Origin of the sequence: Agrobacterium larrymoorei, from assembly GCF_005145045.1 — a bacterium.
GTDB classification, from domain to species: Bacteria; Pseudomonadota; Alphaproteobacteria; order Rhizobiales; family Rhizobiaceae; genus Agrobacterium; species Agrobacterium larrymoorei.
Window position 1 is genome coordinate 813,766 of the sequence record NZ_CP039692.1, and the last position, 18,375, is coordinate 832,140.

Annotated in this window: 14 protein-coding genes; 3 read left to right on the top strand and 11 right to left on the bottom strand. The window is 57.4% G+C overall.

Annotated elements, in window-relative coordinates; all coding sequences use genetic code 11:
- Positions 1-2 precede the first annotated feature (2 nt).
- The 4 genes from CFBP5473_RS18025 to CFBP5473_RS18040 are packed head-to-tail and all read right to left on the bottom strand — an operon-like array spanning position 3 to position 4,679.
- A complete protein-coding gene (locus tag CFBP5473_RS18025) occupies positions 3-1,265 on the bottom strand; it encodes a dihydrolipoamide acetyltransferase family protein (protein WP_027674087.1) in 1,263 nt (420 codons plus the stop codon).
- A gap of 3 nt (positions 1,266-1,268) precedes the next feature.
- The gene (locus tag CFBP5473_RS18030; RefSeq protein WP_027674086.1) at positions 1,269-2,282 is read right to left on the bottom strand and encodes an alpha-ketoacid dehydrogenase subunit beta; all 1,014 of its coding nucleotides are present in this window, start codon (positions 2,280-2,282) and stop codon (positions 1,269-1,271) included.
- Between the two features lies 1 nt (position 2,283).
- On the bottom strand, positions 2,284-3,516 hold the full coding sequence (locus CFBP5473_RS18035) for a 3-methyl-2-oxobutanoate dehydrogenase (2-methylpropanoyl-transferring) subunit alpha (protein ID WP_027674085.1): 1,233 nt from the start codon (positions 3,514-3,516) through the stop codon (positions 2,284-2,286).
- A gap of 35 nt (positions 3,517-3,551) precedes the next feature.
- Positions 3,552-4,679 (bottom strand): acyl-CoA dehydrogenase family protein, encoded by a 1,128-nt coding sequence (locus CFBP5473_RS18040; protein WP_027674084.1) that lies wholly within the window; start codon positions 4,677-4,679, stop codon positions 3,552-3,554.
- 268 nt (positions 4,680-4,947) lie between these two features.
- Here CFBP5473_RS18040 and CFBP5473_RS18045 point away from each other — a divergent pair, with 268 nt between their 5' ends.
- Positions 4,948-5,412, top strand: a complete 465-nt coding sequence (locus CFBP5473_RS18045; RefSeq protein WP_027674083.1) for an Lrp/AsnC family transcriptional regulator — start codon at positions 4,948-4,950, stop codon at positions 5,410-5,412.
- Here the strand turns inward: CFBP5473_RS18045 and CFBP5473_RS18050 are convergent.
- From CFBP5473_RS18050 to CFBP5473_RS18065, 4 genes are all read right to left on the bottom strand, one after another.
- A complete protein-coding gene (locus CFBP5473_RS18050; protein ID WP_027674082.1) occupies positions 5,396-7,210 on the bottom strand; it encodes an alpha/beta fold hydrolase in 1,815 nt (604 codons plus the stop codon). The genes CFBP5473_RS18045 and CFBP5473_RS18050 overlap by 17 nt on opposite strands.
- A 99-nt stretch (positions 7,211-7,309) precedes the next feature.
- Positions 7,310-8,578, bottom strand: coding sequence for a glycosyltransferase (locus CFBP5473_RS18055; protein ID WP_027674081.1), 1,269 nt, complete (start codon positions 8,576-8,578; stop codon positions 7,310-7,312).
- A 76-nt stretch (positions 8,579-8,654) separates the two neighbouring features.
- Complete coding sequence (locus CFBP5473_RS18060) at positions 8,655-9,722, bottom strand: glycosyltransferase family 4 protein (RefSeq protein WP_027674080.1); 1,068 nt, start codon at positions 9,720-9,722, stop codon at positions 8,655-8,657.
- Positions 9,719-10,825 carry a glycosyltransferase family 4 protein gene (locus CFBP5473_RS18065; RefSeq protein WP_051441162.1) on the bottom strand — a complete coding sequence of 369 codons (1,107 nt, stop codon included), beginning with the start codon at positions 10,823-10,825 and terminating at the stop codon, positions 9,719-9,721. Before CFBP5473_RS18065 ends, CFBP5473_RS18060 begins: the two co-directional genes overlap by 4 nt.
- A gap of 307 nt (positions 10,826-11,132) precedes the next feature.
- Here CFBP5473_RS18065 and CFBP5473_RS18070 point away from each other — a divergent pair, with 307 nt between their 5' ends.
- Both CFBP5473_RS18070 and CFBP5473_RS18075 read left to right on the top strand, forming a co-directional pair.
- A complete protein-coding gene (locus CFBP5473_RS18070) occupies positions 11,133-12,389 on the top strand; it encodes a glycosyltransferase (RefSeq protein ID WP_027674079.1) in 1,257 nt (418 codons plus the stop codon).
- Positions 12,390-12,515: 126 nt separating this feature from the next.
- Complete coding sequence (locus tag CFBP5473_RS18075) at positions 12,516-13,814, top strand: O-antigen polymerase (RefSeq protein ID WP_027674078.1); 1,299 nt, start codon at positions 12,516-12,518, stop codon at positions 13,812-13,814.
- Positions 13,815-13,817: 3 nt separating this feature from the next.
- On the opposite strand, the gene CFBP5473_RS18080 is transcribed toward CFBP5473_RS18075, so the two are convergent.
- From CFBP5473_RS18080 to CFBP5473_RS18090, 3 genes are all read right to left on the bottom strand, one after another.
- Positions 13,818-14,735, bottom strand: coding sequence for an ATP-grasp fold amidoligase family protein (locus CFBP5473_RS18080; RefSeq protein ID WP_136954399.1), 918 nt, complete (start codon positions 14,733-14,735; stop codon positions 13,818-13,820).
- Positions 14,736-14,772: 37 nt separating this feature from the next.
- On the bottom strand, positions 14,773-16,017 hold the full coding sequence (locus CFBP5473_RS18085; RefSeq protein WP_027674076.1) for a lipopolysaccharide biosynthesis protein: 1,245 nt from the start codon (positions 16,015-16,017) through the stop codon (positions 14,773-14,775).
- Between the two features lie 69 nt (positions 16,018-16,086).
- A complete protein-coding gene (locus CFBP5473_RS18090; protein WP_084631467.1) occupies positions 16,087-18,150 on the bottom strand; it encodes a GumC family protein in 2,064 nt (687 codons plus the stop codon).
- Positions 18,151-18,375: the final 225 nt, after the last annotated feature.

The following is an 18,375-nucleotide window of genomic DNA, read 5'->3' on the forward strand; positions in this document are numbered from 1 at the left end:
CCTCAGCTTTCGATGAAGATCAGCGCAGGCGTTTCCAGCAACGCCTTGATCCGCTGAATGAAGGTTGCAGCATCGAAACCGTCGACAACACGGTGATCGAAGCTGGAGGACAGGTTCATCATCTTGCGAGGGATGAACTGGTTGCCATCCCAGACCGGCCGCACGGCGATCTTGTTCACCCCGATGATTGCCACTTCCGGGTGGTTGATGACAGGCGTGGAGGCAATGCCGCCCAATGCGCCGAGCGAGCTGATGGTAATGGTGGAGCCGGACAGTTCCTCGCGCTGCGCGCTGCCATTGCGGGCCGCGTCGGAAACGCGCGCAACTTCGCCAGCGCAATCCCATATGCCGCGTGCTTCCGCATGCCGCACCACGGGAACGACCAGCCCGGCAGGCGTCTGTGCCGCGATGCCGATATGGACCGCGCCGTAGCGCTTAACCACTCCCGCATCGTCATCGAACGTCGCATTCATCGCAGGCTGCTCACCCACCGTTTTCACCAGCGCACGCATGAGAAACGGCAGGATAGTCAGCTTCGGCTGATCCGGTTTCCTGCCTGCATTCATCGTTGCGCGCAGATCTTCGAGATCGCTGACATCCACCTCTTCGACATAGGTAATGTGAGGAATGCGGGACACGGAAAGCGCCATCTTCTCCGCGATCTTGCGCCGAAGGCCGGTGATCTTGACCTCTTCGATAGTCGTCCTTCTCTGCAAAGATGAGGATGGCCTGTTTTCCGAACCGGAGGGGCTGAAGCCATCCAGATCTTCATGCGTAACACGACCGGCGGGGCCGGTGCCCCGAAGCTGGCGCAGATCGATCCCTGCTTCCTGCGCCCTGCGGCGCACTGCCGGGGACGCCAGTGGCTTTTGGGCGGATGGAGCCACCGCCGAAGAAGGTGGCGCTGCATCGGCGGGTTTCGTCTTGGATGGAGGTGACTGAGGCTGCGGTTTAGCCGCCTTGATCTCTGGGGGCTTTAACGGCTGCGTCTCCGGCTCAGCCACCTTCGCCTCCGCGGCATCGACTTCCGTTTCGATCCTCACCAAAGGTGCCTTCACCGCCACCGTGTCACCAATATCGGCGGCAACCCAGGTTACGATGCCCGCGACGGGAGACGGGATTTCCACGGTTGCCTTATCCGTCATTACGGCAGCGAGAACCATGTCTTCGCGCACGGGATCACCGGGTTTTACGTGCCATTCCACCAGTTCGGCCTCGGCAACGCCTTCTCCGACATCCGGCATTTTCAAAACGAATTCCGCCATGGCTCAGGCCTCCATCACATCTATCAATGCGCGCCCGACACGGGCCGGGCCGGGGAAATAATCCCACTCCTGCGCATGCGGATAAGGCGTATCCCACCCGGCAACGCGGACCACCGGGGCCTCCAGATGATAGAAGCAATGCTCCTGCACCAGCGACACGACTTCGGCGCCGAAGCCGGAGGTCAAGGTCGCCTCATGCACCATCACGCAGCGCCCTGTTTTGGCGACCGACTGGACGATGGTGTCCAGATCCAGTGGCAGAAGGCTGCGCAGGTCGATCACTTCGGCGTCGATGCCGGTTTCTTCTGCTGCGGCAAGGGCGACGTGAACCATCGTGCCATAGGCGATGACTGTTACTTGGCTACCCGGACGCCTTATTTCGGCTTTTCCCAGCGGAATGACATAATGGTCTTCAGGCACCTCGCCCAGATCATGCTTCGACCACGGAATAACCGGGCGGTCATGATGCCCATCGAACGGCCCGTTATATAGCCGCTTCGGTTCAAGGAACATGACGGGATCGGGATCCTCTATCGAAGCGATCAGCAGTCCCTTGGCATCATAGGGGTTGGAGGGCACCACCACCTTCAAGCCACAGACATGGGTAAACAGCGCCTCGGGGCTTTGGCTATGGGTCTGCCCGCCGAAAATGCCCCCGCCCGTCGGCATGCGGATGACGATGGGGCAGGTGAAATCCCCATTGGAGCGATAGCGGATACGTGCCGCTTCCTGGGTTATCTGGTCGTAGGCCGGATACATGTAATCGGCGAACTGGATTTCGATGCAGGGCCGCAGCCCATAGGCCGCCATGCCGATGGCGGTGCCGACGATGCCGGATTCGCTGATGGGCGCATCGAAACAGCGCGTTCTTCCATATTTAGATTGAAGACCTTGCGTGGCACGGAAGACACCGCCGAAATAACCGACATCCTCGCCAAACACCACGACATCGTCATCACGGCCCATGGACACATCCATGGCGCTGCGGACAGCCTCGATCATCGTCATTCTGGTCATGTCAGTACCCCGCCTTCTGGCGCTGGCGGCGGATATGCGGCGGCATTTCCGCGTAGACGCCCTCGAAAATATCACGCACGGATGGCTTGCCACCGGCATGCAGCGTGCCGTGGCTTTCCGCTTCCTTCTGCGCTTCGATCACCTCATCCATGATCTCCGCCTCAGCCTGATTGTGCCGGTCTTCGGACCAGAAACCGCGCAGGATCAGATGGTTCTTCAGGCGCAGGATAGGGTCGCCAAGCGGCCAAGCTTCGGATTCAGCCTTTGGGCGATAGGCGCTCGGGTCATCGGAAGTGGAGTGCGCGCCCGCACGATACGTCACGTATTCGACAAGCGTCGGGCCCAGATTGCGCCGCGCACGCTCCGCCGCCCATTTCGCCACGGCATGAACGGCCAGATAATCATTGCCATCGACGCGCAGCGCGGGAATGCCGAAGCCGAGCCCACGCGCCGCAAAGGTGCCCGAACCACCGCGGGCAATGCCCTGAAAGGTGGAGATGGCCCATTGATTATTGACGATATTCAACACCACGGGCGCTTTGTAAGTGGAGGCGAATACCAGTGCGGAATGGAAGTCCGATTCCGCTGTGGAACCATCACCGATCCACGCGGCAGCGATCTTTGTGTCGCCCTTGATGGCGGATGCCATGGCCCAGCCGACAGCCTGCACGTATTGCGTCGCGAGATTGCCCGAAACGGTGAAAAAACCATGTTCCTTGGAAGAATGAAGAACCGGCATCTGCCGACCATGCAGCGGGTCTTTCTCGTTGGAGAATATCTGGTTCATCATCGTGACGAGCGGGTAATCATCCGAGATGAGCAATCCGGCCTGCCGGTAGGTTGGGAAGTTCATGTCTCCCTTTTGCAGCGCCTTGCGAAACGCGCAGCTTACGGCCTCTTCACCCAGATGCTGCATATAGAAAGAAGTCTTGCCCTGCCGCTGCGCCATCAGCATGCGGGCATCGAAAGCGCGAAGCCGCATCATGTTGCGCAAGCCCACCAGCAAATCCTCATCGCTCAGCGAACCGGCCCATGGACCGACAGCCTCACTATTACGGTTCAGAACGCGGATGATCGAATAGGCCAGATCCCGCATCGTTTCCGGCGCTGCATCCACATCCGGCTTCGGCACCGTTCCGGCAGCGGGAATTTTCACATTGGAGAAATCCGGCTGGCCGCCGGGGCGCACGGCGGGTTCCGGCACATGCAGGCTCAAAGGTTGATTGTCCGTCATAGGCTTTTCGCTCCTCCCAAAGCGGCAAGTCCGAATTACAAATTGCGCGCGATGACCATGCGCTGTACGTCGCTCGTCCCCTCGTAAATCTGGCAGATGCGTACATCGCGGTAGATGCGCTCCACCGGGTAATCGGCCATGTAGCCGTAGCCTCCGTGTATCTGGATGGCATCGGAACAGACACGCTCCGCCATTTCAGAGGCAAAGAGCTTTGCCATGGAGGCCTGTTTGAGACATGGCTCGCCCGTTTCCTTGAGGGAAGCAGCATGCAGCACCAATTGCCGCGCGGCCTCTATCCGCGTTGCCATATCGGCCAGGCGAAAGGCAACGGCCTGATGATCGAAGATCGCCTTGCCAAAGGCGGTTCTCTCCCCCGCATAGTGCCTCGCCGCGTCGAAGGCCGCCTGCGCCATGCCGACTGCCTGCGCGGCAATGCCGATGCGCCCGCCTTCGAGATTGGCAAGCGCGATACGGTATCCCTCGCCTTCTTCGCCAAGCCTCAGCTCGGCAGGAATACGCATCTCGTTGAAGGCAATCTGGCAGGTATCGGATGAATGCAGCCCCAGCTTTTCTTCCACGCGCACGACCTCATAGCCCGGCGTTTCGGTGGGAACGATGAAGGCAGTGATGCCTTTCTTGCCGGCCTCAGGATCGGTAGCGGCGAAGACGATGATGACGTTACCGGTCTTGCCGGATGTGATGAATTGCTTCGCGCCATTGATGACGTAATGGTCACCATCCCGACGCGCGCGGGTTTTCAGGTTGGAGGCGTCCGATCCTGCCTGCGGTTCGGTGAGTGCAAAGCCGCCGATCCATTCTCCAGAACTAAGTTTCGGCAGAAACCGTACCTTCTGCTCATCCGTGCCGAATTTCAGGATGGGAACGCAACCGACTGAATTGTGCACGCTCATGATGGTCGAACAGGGGCCATCCCCCGCGGCAATCTCCTCCAGCGCCAAAGCATAGGCCACGGCACCGGTATCCGAACCACCAAACTCCTCCGGCACCAGCATGCCGAGAAAGCCGAGCGCGCCCATTTCGCCAAGTTCATCCTTGGGAAAGCGGCTGGTTCTGTCGCGCTCCGCTGCCCCGGGCAAAAGGCGCTCCTGCGCGAAGGCACGGGCCATTTCTTTGATCTGCTGCTGGGATTCGTTCAGTATCATCCGCGCCCCTCGTAAAGAGAGCGCACATGCGGTGACGTAATGCCGACATTGCCTGCAGTCACTTTCCACCTCCCTGGAAAGAGTGCGATGTTCAAGCGGCTGCCCCTTCCTCCAAAGGTTACGCTGCAGGGCAGAAGGACTGCTCCTTCCACAGCTTTAACGTTAGCATCGCTTCATGCGCTTTTCAAAGCTATTCGAATTGACATATCGCCGATCTCACGATCAAATGATCCCGATTTATCGCAATCATTAGATCAAATGATCCAAAATGGAACTTGACGATTTCGACCGCAAGATTTTGAACGTTCTGGCAGATGACGGACGCGTCAGCTGGCGCGATCTGGCTGCGCGGATAGGCCTGTCCTTTTCTTCAACGCTACGGCGCGTGCGCAAGCTGGAGGAGGAGGGAATCATTCGCGGCTATACCGCCGTCTTCGATGAAAACCGTCTTCTCGGAAACATGGGCGTCTTCATTTCCGTGACGCTGGAGCGGCAGATCAAGGACGCCTTGACCACATTCGAGCACAGCGTTGCGTCCATTCCTGAAGTGGTTGGCGGTTATCAGACCAGCGGCAGCTCGGACTACCTGATCCACGCCATGGTGCGGGATCTGCCACATTATCAGCAGCTTCTCGATTTCCTGACGACGGTTCCCGGCGTGGCCCGCATTCAGACGAATTTCGCCACCAAGACCTTCGTGAGAAGGTCTGCCGCCTTTACCGGACCGGCTTGAACTGAAGCGCTATTTTCTTCACCTCGTCCGACCATGCGTGGCGGGCTTCCGCCGTTGTCAGATTGTGGTCGGCACCCTCGATGAAGACGAGGCTGGGATTGCCATATTGCCCGGTCAACAGCCGTCCGCGCGGGCCGAAGTTCGTTTCCAGCATGGCCGCACCGATGTCGCCTTCGGTATAGACCACGGTCATCTGCGTATCGTTGGCGACGATCTTGCGAAAATCCAGCGAAAGCGCGTGGAAGCGTTTTGAAAGATAGGGATGCTTCACCATGACCGGGGTCAAGACCGAAATCGTCTTGGCAACGATCATCGCCCAGAGATTGACGACGCCGTTCCTGATGCGGACATCGCCGCTCAGCACGCGCTTCCAGAAACCGCCGCTCATCAGCTTCGCACCATAGCTGGCCAGCGGCTGGCGCGATGATACGAGTAGTGCCTCCACATCCGCATCGGCAGGAATGTAGAAGTCGAAGACATTCACCGGAACGACGCCACTGAAACGCGGATCGTTGACCGCGCTCTTGAACGCGGCCCAACCACCGCTGCAGCGGCCCGTCACGACAACCGGAAACAGTTTTTCCTTCTCGAGAAAATCCATGGCGGCGTTTACGTCGCGCAACTGGCTGTCGTTGTAGATGATCTGTTCCGGTGCACCAACGGCGGGCGGGCTGTCGGCGATATTGGCCATATCGAGCCGGAGCGATGCGATACCGTTTCTGGCAAGCTCCCTGCACAGCCGCGCGGTTATCCGGCCCCAGCCGGACATGCGCTCATATCCCGTGGGCAGAACCAGAACGGTCGCGCCTTTGCGCTCACATGTCGGCTCGCAAATCATGCCATAGAGACGATTGCTGTCACCGAACCGAACGGGACGCTCGCGAAACCCTTCTCCCTGAAGCGGTTCCGGACAGGGTACGCCCTTCCAGACCCGCGGCTTTGGTTCATTGGCCGGTTGAAGAGAAGACGCGATGCCGGAGGACCAGTTTACGAGAGCGTTGATCGCTTCAAAAGGCGGAACCGAAAACAGCACGTCGCGGATGAAACGGTCATATCCTTCAAAAACTTCCGAGCGCAGCGATACGCCAAGTTGCGAAAGATGCTGCGCGAAAAGCTCGTCTGCCGGGCGGTTTTCCTGCCGCAACAGAAAGACTTCAGGTGCGGGAGCTTTCGATGCTGCGGAAATATTGACGCCGCGAAGCCCGGTCGCAACGCTCTCTGGAATAATCTGCTCACCCATGGCCGGGCCACTGGAAACATTCGCGTGCTGCAAGGCGCCCTGATTGGCGATGCGGCTCATTGCCACGAACTCTCGCAACCAGTTTCTGCCCGATAGCGCGGGGGCTGCCAGAGCAAGACCGGCAACATGCGGTATTGTTTCCGCCGCCTTCCAGGCCAAGGCCCCGCCGAGACCATGGCCAATCAGGATAACGTGTTCGACACCGGAGAGCTCTTTAAGCTTAGCGGCAGCGGCATGAATACTATCCAGCCACACATCGGCGCCCCGCGTGAAATCCGTCGGATCGAGAGCATCGCCAGTGCCGGGATAATCGAATCGCAGGCTGGGCAAGCCTTGGCGGGAGAGCCGTTCCGCCAGCAGACGCCAGAACTTGCGCGCGCAAAGCTCTTCGAAACCCCAGGAGCTTACGAAGAGAACGGCTACGGACGGATGCCCATGCTCCGGTAGAGCATCCGCCGGTCGATAAAGCCCGGTCGTGCCCGCAAACGTAACCGGGTAGTCGGCAGAAGGCTGCTCAACCACATCACGCATACCTGCCAGGGCAAAACCGGCGTTCATCTCCAATAGTCTCCCACTCTCATCAGCTATAATAGCGTGACAATGGCCCAATCGACTAAAAAAAGTCTGAAGCAATGAAAACTTTCAGTAGAAGTAGTGTCAAATATTTGAAAGAGCAAAGCCTGTACGCAGCCTGACGTTGCTTTGAGCCTCCACCAGAATATCGTTCAGCCGCCCATAATAGTGCGACGCTTCCGAGGTGCCGGGGAAATGACGGATGCCCGGAAAATTGATATCCCGCTGCGGCCACCAATTCTCGTGACCGACCGATAATGCCTTGGCAAGCAGGTCTTCCAACGCACCCGGCCTGTCTGGATCGTAGCACCAGCCGGTTTGCAGATCCCTCAATATTTCCGGCGTTCCGCCGCGCTCCGTGCCGATGACCGGTAGGCCATATGTAGCGGCCTCCATCAGAATGAGGCTCTGCGGCTCGTGCCAGCGGGATGGCACCACGATCACATCTGCGACCTTGTAAACCTCTTCCGGCGGCACGAAACCGAGGAACGAAACCAGCGCATCTTTTGCAAGCGTGTGGAGATGGTGCACATAGTCTTCGCGACCACGCCCGGCAACAATGAGCTTTGCCTCGCCCCGTTGCGGCATGTTCACGAAAGCGCGGATCAGATCCTCGACGCCCTTTTCCTCGGCAAGCGCGCCGAGATAGCCGAAGGTGAATTTCTCGCTTGCACCGGTTTCCCTGCCGATCAGCGGCGCGTGAAACAGCTTCTCGCTTCGGTTCGCGTTGATCAGCACATGCCAATCCGCTTTATCCAACATGCCGTTGCGCAGAAAACGCTGCTTTAGCGCCTCGCTCACGGAAATGACCGTCACGCCATCGCCATCCGATTTCAAACGGGAGGTCAGGACGCGGCATTCCAGGCAGGGCTCGTCGCAATTGCCACTGGCGCGGAACATGCTCGATTTGGGACAAAGCAGAGCGTAATCATGCAGATGCATACAGAGCGGAATGTTCAGCGCGCGGGTCGCCTCGAAAAGTGCAGGCTGCATCCGCGCCGAATTATGCGCATAAACCAAATCCACCTTCTCGCGGATGAATATATCCTTGAGTTCGGCTGAGGACGTCGCACCCCATGCGGCGCGCAGATGCCAGGCCAACTTTCCTACCTTGCCGACAGCGGGCTTTCTGGGCCCCGGGAGGTAACTATTGTGCCAGCGTACCCGAACCACACGGATTCCATCTGTACCGATGGTTTCGCCGGGAGGGGCGAGGCTGTCGCCCTCCATGCCGAGTGAAAGAACAAAGACGTCGTGATGGCGCGACAGTTCCGCCGCGCACATGCGCGCCACGATCTCCGCGCCGCCTTCCTCCTGAGGTGCGAATGTCTGAGCTACGATACAGATCCGCATCAGTGCTGTTTACTCTCCATCGCCTTCAACCCGGCACTTGTTCATGCATTGTATCTGAATATCAGTAAAGAATGGATCAAAGCCTTGAGGTCGCATCCAGAAGCTTTTCCGCACTGCCATCCCATGAGAATTTTTGTCCACGCGCATGGCCAAGTTCGATCATTTCGGTGCGGCGGTCCGGATCGTTCATAATGGCATTGATTGCCCGCACCATGTCTTCCGCCTTCGTCGGATCGAAATAGATCGCCGCATCTCCGCAGACCTCGCGCGTGGGAGGAATATCCGACGACAAAACCGGGCACCCGAGAAACATGGCTTCGAGCGGCGGAATTCCGAAACCTTCATACAGGCTGGGGAATAAGAGCGCGCCAGCATTGGCGTAAAGCGCCACGATCTCTTCGTCGGACAGACGTCCGGTGAAGATCACGCGGTCCGAACCCTGTTCAGCCTCACCATTTGCCTGAAACACGCTGGATGCCGCGGCACCGACGACAACGAATTTCGGCGCGCGCTCGCCCATCATTCGAATGGCTTCGATAGCCTTGCGGATATTCTTATTCGGCGTTGGAGAGCCGACGAAAAGCAGATATTTTTCGCGCTCGAGTTCCAGTCTCGATAGCACCGAAGCATCCGCCCCGATCTTCGCCATATGCTCGCAGCTGTTGGGAATGACCAAAACATCCCGCGCGCCGATCGTCGCCTCAAGCTCGGATCTGGAGAAAGCCGAAACCGTGGCGATCTTTCCGCGCCGGGCAAGAAGATAGCCGAGAGTGCTGTGAGCGAGCCTGTATTTCCAAGAGAAATTTTCAGGCGTGCGAAAGATCATGGCATCGTGGATAACAGTCAGGCTGCGTCCATGAAGAACAGGTCCGCTGTTGCACAGATTGACCAGTTTGCCGGATTTGGCCGCTCTGTAGAGATCGGTATGCTCCCATAGGTGGCCGGAACGGCTACCGATTTTTTGCTGACGGATGGTGGAAAGCGGAAGGATGTCCGCATTGCTTTCCGGGGTCAGCAGTGTCCAGCTTTCCGACGTTTTGTCCTCGGACAGCCGCTTATCGAGCGCGGTGATGATTTCCCGGGCGAAGCGTTGCACGCCACTGGTTTTTTGCGTGAGAAAACGGCCATTGATGAAAACACTCATGCAAGAACTCTTGCCCTTACCTGGGCCTTGCTGCTCACCTCGTCATAGAGCGACATGAGCTCCGCATTGGTCCTGTCACTGCGATAATGCGCCATGAACCGCTGATATCCCGCCGCACCCATTTGTGCCCAGCCGGGTTTGTCGTGCGAAAGAATTGCCTGGCGCAATGCCTGATGGTCTTCCGCCGGAAAGAGCAGGCCTGTCTCCCCATGCTTCACCACAGACTGAAGCCCGCCAACGGCAGACGCAATTACCGCCTTTTCCGAGCGCATGGCCTCCAGTGCGACGAGGCCAAACCCTTCCCAACGCGAAGGCATGACCACCACGTCGCAGGCGGATAGATAACCGGCAATTTCTTCAGGAGACTTCCAGCCACAAAGCTCGACATTGTCAGGCACGGTGCTGCTCATAGTGTTCTTGGTCGTCACATGAGCGCCGATCACCTTGAAGACTGCATGGTCCTCAAGTCCTTCCGCAGCCTTTAAAAGGATATCGACGCCCTTCTGCCGGTCCAGCCGACCGATGAAGAGAACCTTGGTGCGGGGATCGTTCCATTCGACAGGAACAGCCAGGGGTTTGTTTGCGGAAATTCCGTTTTCGATCACGATCATCCGCCGGGCATCGATACCCGCAGAGAGCCCGCGTTGATATTCATGATGTGAGATCGCGACGATCTTCCGGCAGAATGGCGCAAGCAGGCGCTCCACCCACTGCGCGGGTAGGCGAAATGGACCGAGTGTCTGCATGTCGAACACCCAGCCATGCGGGCAGTAGACGATGGGCGGAAAGCCTTTTGAAACCGCACCAATGCTTCGAACGATGACACCTGCAAAGGTGGAATGCGCATGCACGACATCCGGCCTGAAAGACTTCACCTCAGCCACCACTGCGCGCGCGAGGGCTGGCAGCGAGCGATATCGACGCTTCCGCTTGAAGGTGGCGATACAGGATGACGGCGTATTCTTGATATGGGACAGGTGGCTGGCCGGAACGATGACCCTTACGTTTTCCGCGCCGTATTTTTCGATCTGGGCCGGCACCGTTTCATTGAAATAGGTCGCAGGTCCCCCCGGGATCGTTTCATAGACGTGCAGAACCCTCATACTTCCACCTCATCACGCCCTGTCGAAAATGCGGACGCGCGTTTGAGACTGTTAAACCCTAAATTTCTTAAACAAAATGGAAGAACGACAGATAACCCTTATCTATCCTCCCCTATTCGCAGTAATATGATTTGCCAGGTAAGCTCATCTTTACCCAATGTGAGGGAATACATCTGGCTTTATTGCGCGTTAAGGTAGAGATGTCATACATTACGAGCAGGGCATTCAACATATTTAAATGCTTCTCGGGCATGAATGAACAAGCAGGCACGACCAGAAATCATATAAACGTATAAAGGGAACCGGCGTGAAAATCTGCATCGTTTCGCAGACCTTTGCTCCCCAGGAAGAGGGGGGCGCGGAAATATCCGCTCGCGTCGGGGCGATTCAGCTTGGCAAAAACCATGACGTGACGGTGCTTGCCTTAGGAAAAGAGGGCGATCCACTGGTTCCGCCCGGCGAAACCCAGCTTGCTGGCGGCATCCGCGTCGTTCGCCTTGCTTGGAACAACAGCTATCTGCCGGGTTCCCGTAAACCGTCTGCCAATATAATCCATCGCGCGCAGTGGCATTTGCGAACTGCACTCGGTGCTGTTTGCGTCGAAGGCCTCAAAGCTTTCCTCAAGCGCGAGCAGTTCGATCTCATCTACGCGCAGAACTCCGCCTACATGCAACCCGCCCTGTTTCAGGCAGCAGAAAATGTGGGGACGCCGGTTTGTCTGCACCTGCGCGACTATGCCCTGCTCTGTCCCAAGACCAGCATGTTTCGCCGCGGCGACAATTGCGAAAAGCAGTGTTTCGATTGCAGCCTGCTCAGCAAACGCATGAAGACCAGCGGCGAAGGCATGACCGTAATCGCCGTCAGCCATTCGTTGAAAAAGCGGTTTCTTCAAAACGGGGTGCTGGACAAGGCCGATTGGCACGTCATGCACAACCGCAATACCGCGCAGAAATGTTTCGACAAAAGCCTGCTCGGTCGCTCCAAACCCGCGACGGATACATTTACTTTCGGCTATCTCGGCAACCTGACCAAAGAAAAGGGCATCCGCGATCTCATCGACGCCTTTCAGGCACTGCCCAATAATCGCTCTGCCCGCCTCATAGTCGCGGGGCGCGGACGATCATCCGAGGAGGCGTATCTGCGGCAGGTCGCGACACAGCACAATATCGATTTTCGCGGCTTCGTTGCGCCACAGGAAGTCTATCGGGTGGCGGATGCCGTGATCCTTCCTTCGCTGTGGCACGAGCCGCAAAGCCGTATCCTCATCGAGGCACCTCTGCACGGCATCCCGATCATCGGCAGCGCGCGCGGCGGCACGCCGGAAATCGTGGAAGATCAGGAGACGGGCTGGTGCTACGATCCAGCCAAACCCGGCACTTTGGCAAGGTTGATGGGCATGGCGCTGGAAATCGGCCAAAAGGAGTGGTGGCGCAGGCGCGACGAACTCTTCCCCGGCATTGCCAATTTTCAAGGGACTGCTGAACAATCCGGTTATTACAAAAACCTTGAGCGGATACTGGTGGCGGCGGCCCATGGAGAAGTACGCATCAAGGAATATGCCTGATCGCTCAAGCGCTATGGCTAACAAAATCTTAAGGGATTGACCGCAGAATAGGAGAATACTTGGCCTGAATCTCCAAAGATTCAGCTGGCTGACTTCCGGCGCCGGGACATAAAACAAGGTTTGGAAATGTCCAATCTCGCTTGGCTAATTCTCATTCTCGGCTGGCTGGTCTTCCTCATCTATTACGTCAGCTCCTTCTTCCGTTGGGGCGTGTTGACCTTCTCCTCCTATTTCTGGATTCGCTACAACGTCTTGCCGATCCTTGTGATGCCACCTTTCGCATCGTCGGAGCGAAACATGGACGCGGTTGGCGATGCGATCTATGTGATCCGCCAATATATCAACGAAGCCTTCTATCTTTCCGTTTTGGGCGTCATCTTCATTATCGTTGGCATGTTTCTGGCCACATTCAGTTCCGGCAGAAGCGGGCTCTTCACCTTTATCGAAAAGGGCTATTCCTTCTGGCAGACGCGAACCGGCGTGTGGCTCTCGATCATCGTCATCTTCTTCGCCACACTCGGGCTGTTCGCGCTGGGCGTTCGCCCTTTTCAAGGACGTGAATTCTCGTTTGAAAACACGTCCCTCCGCCCAGCCATCAACCTCTATTCCGTCATCCTGCCCACCATAACGCTCAGCCTGCTGGTCTATGGTTTCGGCCATAGTCGCTTCTTCGTGGCCATGGGTGTGTTGTGCAGTTCGCTTGGCCTGATGATCGGCACGCGCGGCGCCAGTGTCGAAACGCTTTTCGCCTTCGTCGTCTGCCTCATCATCACCTACCGGTACAAAAACCTCGCCGTCTTCGCCATGTCCTGCGGTGGCTTCATCGTCTTTGCCATTGTCATCGGCATATTGCGCTCGACAGCCGATGGCGGCGCAGCACCGGATATTTTTCAGGTGCTGACCTACCAGATATTCTACGCCAACAATTTCTCGGATTTCCGCGACTATGCGTGGATACTGGGTGGCTTCGATGGCCGCTTCTACCACGGTATGACTTATCTGGCGGGCTATATGGCGCTCGTGCCATCCTTCATCAGCGAATTCCGAAACGATTACCGCACCGGCGTCATCACCACGACGCTTGCGGGCTTGAACCCGGAATCGCATGCCGGTCTGCGCCCCACCCTCTTCGGTGAAGCCTATCTCAACTTCGGCATTCCCGGCGTCATCATCGCGGCGACCCTCTTCGGCTTTTATTTCGGAAAGCTACAGATGTGGGTTCATACAGACCTGCCGCGTAACCGCCTCGGCCTTCGCCGGGTGGCCTGTGGCTATATCGCGTTTCTTTTCATGTTCAACGCCGTGTTCACGCCGGGATTCTACTATGTTTACGTCGTCACGGCGTGGCTTCTCGGCGGCATGATACTGTCCTGGCTGCTGACGAAGCCAACTGAGGGTGCAGCTGCATTACCCACCAGCAGGTAATGCTCACGGATTTCCAGCGCTGCGGAATTTCCCTTTAGGCGTATCCCGCCAGAACTGGCCCAGCCAGGCATCGGTTGACGGTGGACGGAATGCGCCGAAACCGGATGTGGGGGAAAAGGTCATTTCCCCGAATACTGGCCCGGACGGCTTGTCGTAAAAATCGATCCGAACGAATTCGAAGCCTTGCGCCAGCGTCCGCGCCGCTGTCAGAATCTCATCCAGATGCGGCGGGCGCGGCAGGTCGTTTTCTTCCATCGGATAGTAATGTCCGAAGGGAAGCTTCTTCCAGTGCTCGTCATAAAAGCAGCGCCGATGATCGGAGAACCGCGCCGTATCGATCTGGATGCAGGGAATATCGTCCTCGAAGCAGAAGAGCTTGTAGTCGACAGGCGCTTCGCCATTATCGCCTATAAATGGCTCGATAAAGATTTCGGGCTCGATATGGTTATACCACTCCTCGGCCAATCGCCAGGCGGTGCGGCCTTGAAGCCAGACGTCGCATTTCTCCTTCGCGCCCACCAGATCCTCCGGCCCGTAAACGAAGATGTTTCTGTCCGAACCGTGATTGACCTTGATGACATAGGGGAACGGCAGTGGCGGGCAATCGTTCAGATCTTTGCCTCGCCAAAGCGTCGGCGTGACCCAGGCTTCACCAAGAACTGCCGCGACATGCGCTTTTACCGCGATCTTGTCGCTTAGCGTGATGAGGCGTGGATCGTCCGCAGGCTCCCGCCACGCAATCTTGCGCGCAACCAGATGTTCGTTCAGTGTTTTGGGATGGTCGATATTTGGCCAGAGCTTGTGATAGCGATAATATTGCAGTTGCGAAGCCTGCTTTATCGGCAGGCTGTTTATGGTCGCGTGGTAGAGCTTCTTCAGAAGCTTGCCCGTGAAAGTGCTCTGCGGCTGCCCTACTGCCATATCAATGCCCACCCGATTTCGGCAGTCTACTGCCCGTCTAATTTGTTAAATTACTGGAAGCCCGCCACAGCATGACGCCTGAAATGGAGGCGGTGACAAGGGCGGTAAAAAATGCAGAAAGACCCGCACCCATGAAACCAAAGGTGCTGATCAGCAGAAAACTCATGCCCACCGAAAGAACGACGCTCGACAGATTGACGAAGGCGTAATGCCCATCCTTGCGCAGGCTGTTGAGGCCGAAACCCATGAGATCGGTACAGGAGCGCACGACCGCCGTAAGCAGAAGAAGAGCGAAAATGCCATTATGCTCGCCAAGCTGGGGCATGTTCATGAAATGAACGAGCGTGTTACCGGCAATGAAAATGGCAATGCCAAGCGCGAAGGCAACACCAAAAGTCTTGGCAAACTGCCGCGTCATGACATGGCGCCACTCGGCAGCAGAACCCTTGTCGTAAGCCTTGAACAGCAAGGGAATGGCGACCTGCAGCACCGCAGTCGAAATCAGGGTCTGAAGCGCGTTGGCCAGCGACCAATAGAAGGTATACACACCAGTCAAGGACAGGCTGAGAAGCAGGGACACGATATAACGGTCCGCATAAACCAGCCCCACATTGCTCATATCGCTGATATGGATGAGCCAGGAGCGGCGCATGCGGCTCTTGATCCAGTCATACTGGACCGGAGCCTTCATGATGCGCGAAACCGGCCACTGGCGCACGTAATAGACCAGCCCGACAAACATCACCACATAGCCGATGCTCCATGCGGCCAGCACGGTCTGAATATTACGGAAAGGCTCAAACAGAAGCCCGAGCCCGACCACAGGCAATATCCAGGACGAGGTTCGCAGGAAAAACAGGACATTGGCGGCACTCGACATTTCCTGCGCGATCAGCGGAACATGGATGTCGCAGGAAATGGTTTCGAGCCAGACGATGACCAGAATGAGCAGATAAAGCGGTATGATGGGGTGATCGAAGCCGAGCGCTGCGATGAGCAACAGCACCGTCATCAGCGATAGCGATGCCAACGTCACCACCAGCCGTGTTTTCATATAGACGCCAGCAACGCTTGTCGGCCTGCCACTGATATCGCGGGCGATGAAGTAGTTAAGCCCCCAGCCCAGAATTGCGGGCGCGGCATTCACGACGCCTAGCGCCAGACCGTAGATGCCTGCCGCCTCCAGCCCCATGAACTTGACGATGTAGAAGGACAGCGCAAAGCGCAGTACCAATGTGGAACCACGAAGCCCCATATTGAAGATGACGTTGAGGCCTTTCATGGAAAGACCTTTCCGCAAGTAAGGAAAGCGCCTGACAGCCCAGTTGGTATCCTCTGCCAAGATGCTACCTCAATATTGAAGACCGGCGCGGCTTTGACGGACCACCCGTGTCTGCTCGAGGCCGCTTTCCTCCAGAGCTATAAGCGCAAGAACGATGCTACCACTATCTTCTTCATGTTGAACAAGCACGACGTCGTCAATCATTTTCCTCAAAGAGGAAGAAACAGGATTTTTGCCCGCCACCGCACCATCGATGATGACCAGATCATAAGGCTCGGCCTTGCCGCTTTCCAGAAGCTCCAGCAGGTCGTTATGTCCAGCCGGTAGAAACTTCAAAAGCTGCGTGCTTTCGAAATCCGCGACGTGTCCCTGCCCGTCTGCGCCACGCTTTTCCACGGGAAGAAGCAGTTGCGTGAGGACCGGATCGGCAACCGCCCCATCCGCCAGCAATACCCGCCTGCCTAAACGCGCCGCGGCATGTGCCAGATTAAAGGCTGCATAAGGTGCCCGGTTTTTCGGTCCCGCTGCAACAACGAGTACGCTGTGGTTCTGCGCCAATGGCAGGGAGGCGCTCAATAGCCTCGCCAGCCCGGCATAGTCATCACCCGCCGGGGCAAGCAGTGCGTCGCTATCCTCATTCCGAACCATAAGGCTCGATGAATTTCGGGCGAGCGCCACCTGCGCAGCAACGGGCGCAATCGGCGCGGCAGCGGCGACATCGACCGGCGTTGCAGGCGGGATGTCGTCTCTGACAGGCGCTACTGGCACGACGTTAGCACCCGTCGGTGTTCCAAACTGGTCCCTGAGAATGATGATACCTGCTGCGAGGATCATCCCGAAGAGGCCAGCGCCGATGGTGATCAGGCCTCTTGGCGGGCCAGCTTTTCTAAGGGGGGCTTCGGCAGCGGAGATGATCCTTGGATTTTCGCTGGACGTGCCCTGCTGCTCCGAAAGCTGGCGCGTGCGCAAGAGGAATGATTCATAAACGGCACGGTCGCTGTCCAGCTTTCGCTGAAGCTCGCGCAGCTGTACCATGGTACTTTCTTCGCCGTTGAGATTGCGCTTCAAGGCATCCGCATTGTCCGTGAGCAGCTTTAACTGGTTCTTCAGCCGGTCAAGGTTGCGAGACGTCGCGGTGGCGAAGTTTCGCAGCTGCTCATCGAGAATATTGGCAAGCGATTGCGTGCGGGCTCTGGCCGCCTGCAAGGAAGGGTGCTGCGCGCCAAGCGAGGTTGCCAGCACGGATTGCTCTTCCTGGCTCTGCTGATAGCGCGCGCGCAGCGATATGATGGCAGGCGTCAGCGAGGTATCTGGAATGGAGCGCAGATATTGCCGGTCCGTGCGGGCGCGCGTCAGCTCCGCAACCAACGCCTCATTCTCGGCAATGGTGCCGGAAAGCCGCGTGATTTCAGCATTTGCATCGGCGATCTGCTGCTCACTATCGGGCCGTCCCGCAATGTCTGCCAGATTGTGCTCTGCCCTGTAGGCCTGCACGGCGCGGTCGCCATCTTCAACCGCTTTGCGCAACTGATCCAGCTGCGCCGAAAGGCCACCGCCGGTGCGGCGAAGCACGTCCGCATTCATCTCCGAACGCACCTGAATATAGGTGTTGGCGATGACATTGGCGAGTTGGGCTGCACGTTCCGGGTCCTTGGAGCGCACCGTTATATTGATGACGAAGCTTTTGCCGACGACGGCGACGCTCGTAACCTTGTTCAGATTGAAGACGGCCAGCTGAATGCGGCTTGCCCTGTCCGGGTAGCCCGGATCGGCAGCGCCGAAAGCCGGATCGTCATAGAGTTTTTCGCTTTCCACCACTCGCGCAAGCACGTCGTTCGACGTCATGATATATTGCTGGTTCAGCACGTGCGCATCCACCGCGCGGGGCTGACCGGGCAGATCGCTTTCCAGCACCCGCGATCCTTCTGGATCAAGCAGTACCTGAGCGGTCGAGGTATAATAGTTCGGCATCAGCAGCGAGACGCCAAAAGCGATGAGCGCCAGAAGGACACCGGCAGCGATGATCTTCAAGAGATTGCGCCAAAGCAGCCCCAACAGCCGGAACAGGTTTTCCGGCCCGTGCACGGGTTCGCGATAAGGCGCTTCGGCCACCACTCCCTGATTCATCGCCATCTCAGTTCACCGGCCCATATACTCACGACTCGAAACAGGCGAGGAACTGGTGAAGCATCAATGAACACCACTACTCGCAACGAAGAGAGGTACAAGCTTGCAGTATAATCGCTTGAGTATATCGCGGCTAAGCACAGGCTCTCTCAGGATCATCCTAAAACAAGACGTGTTAACATACCGTTTGCCGGGTCTTTGCTGGCTCAATTCGCAACAATATCCGCCGTC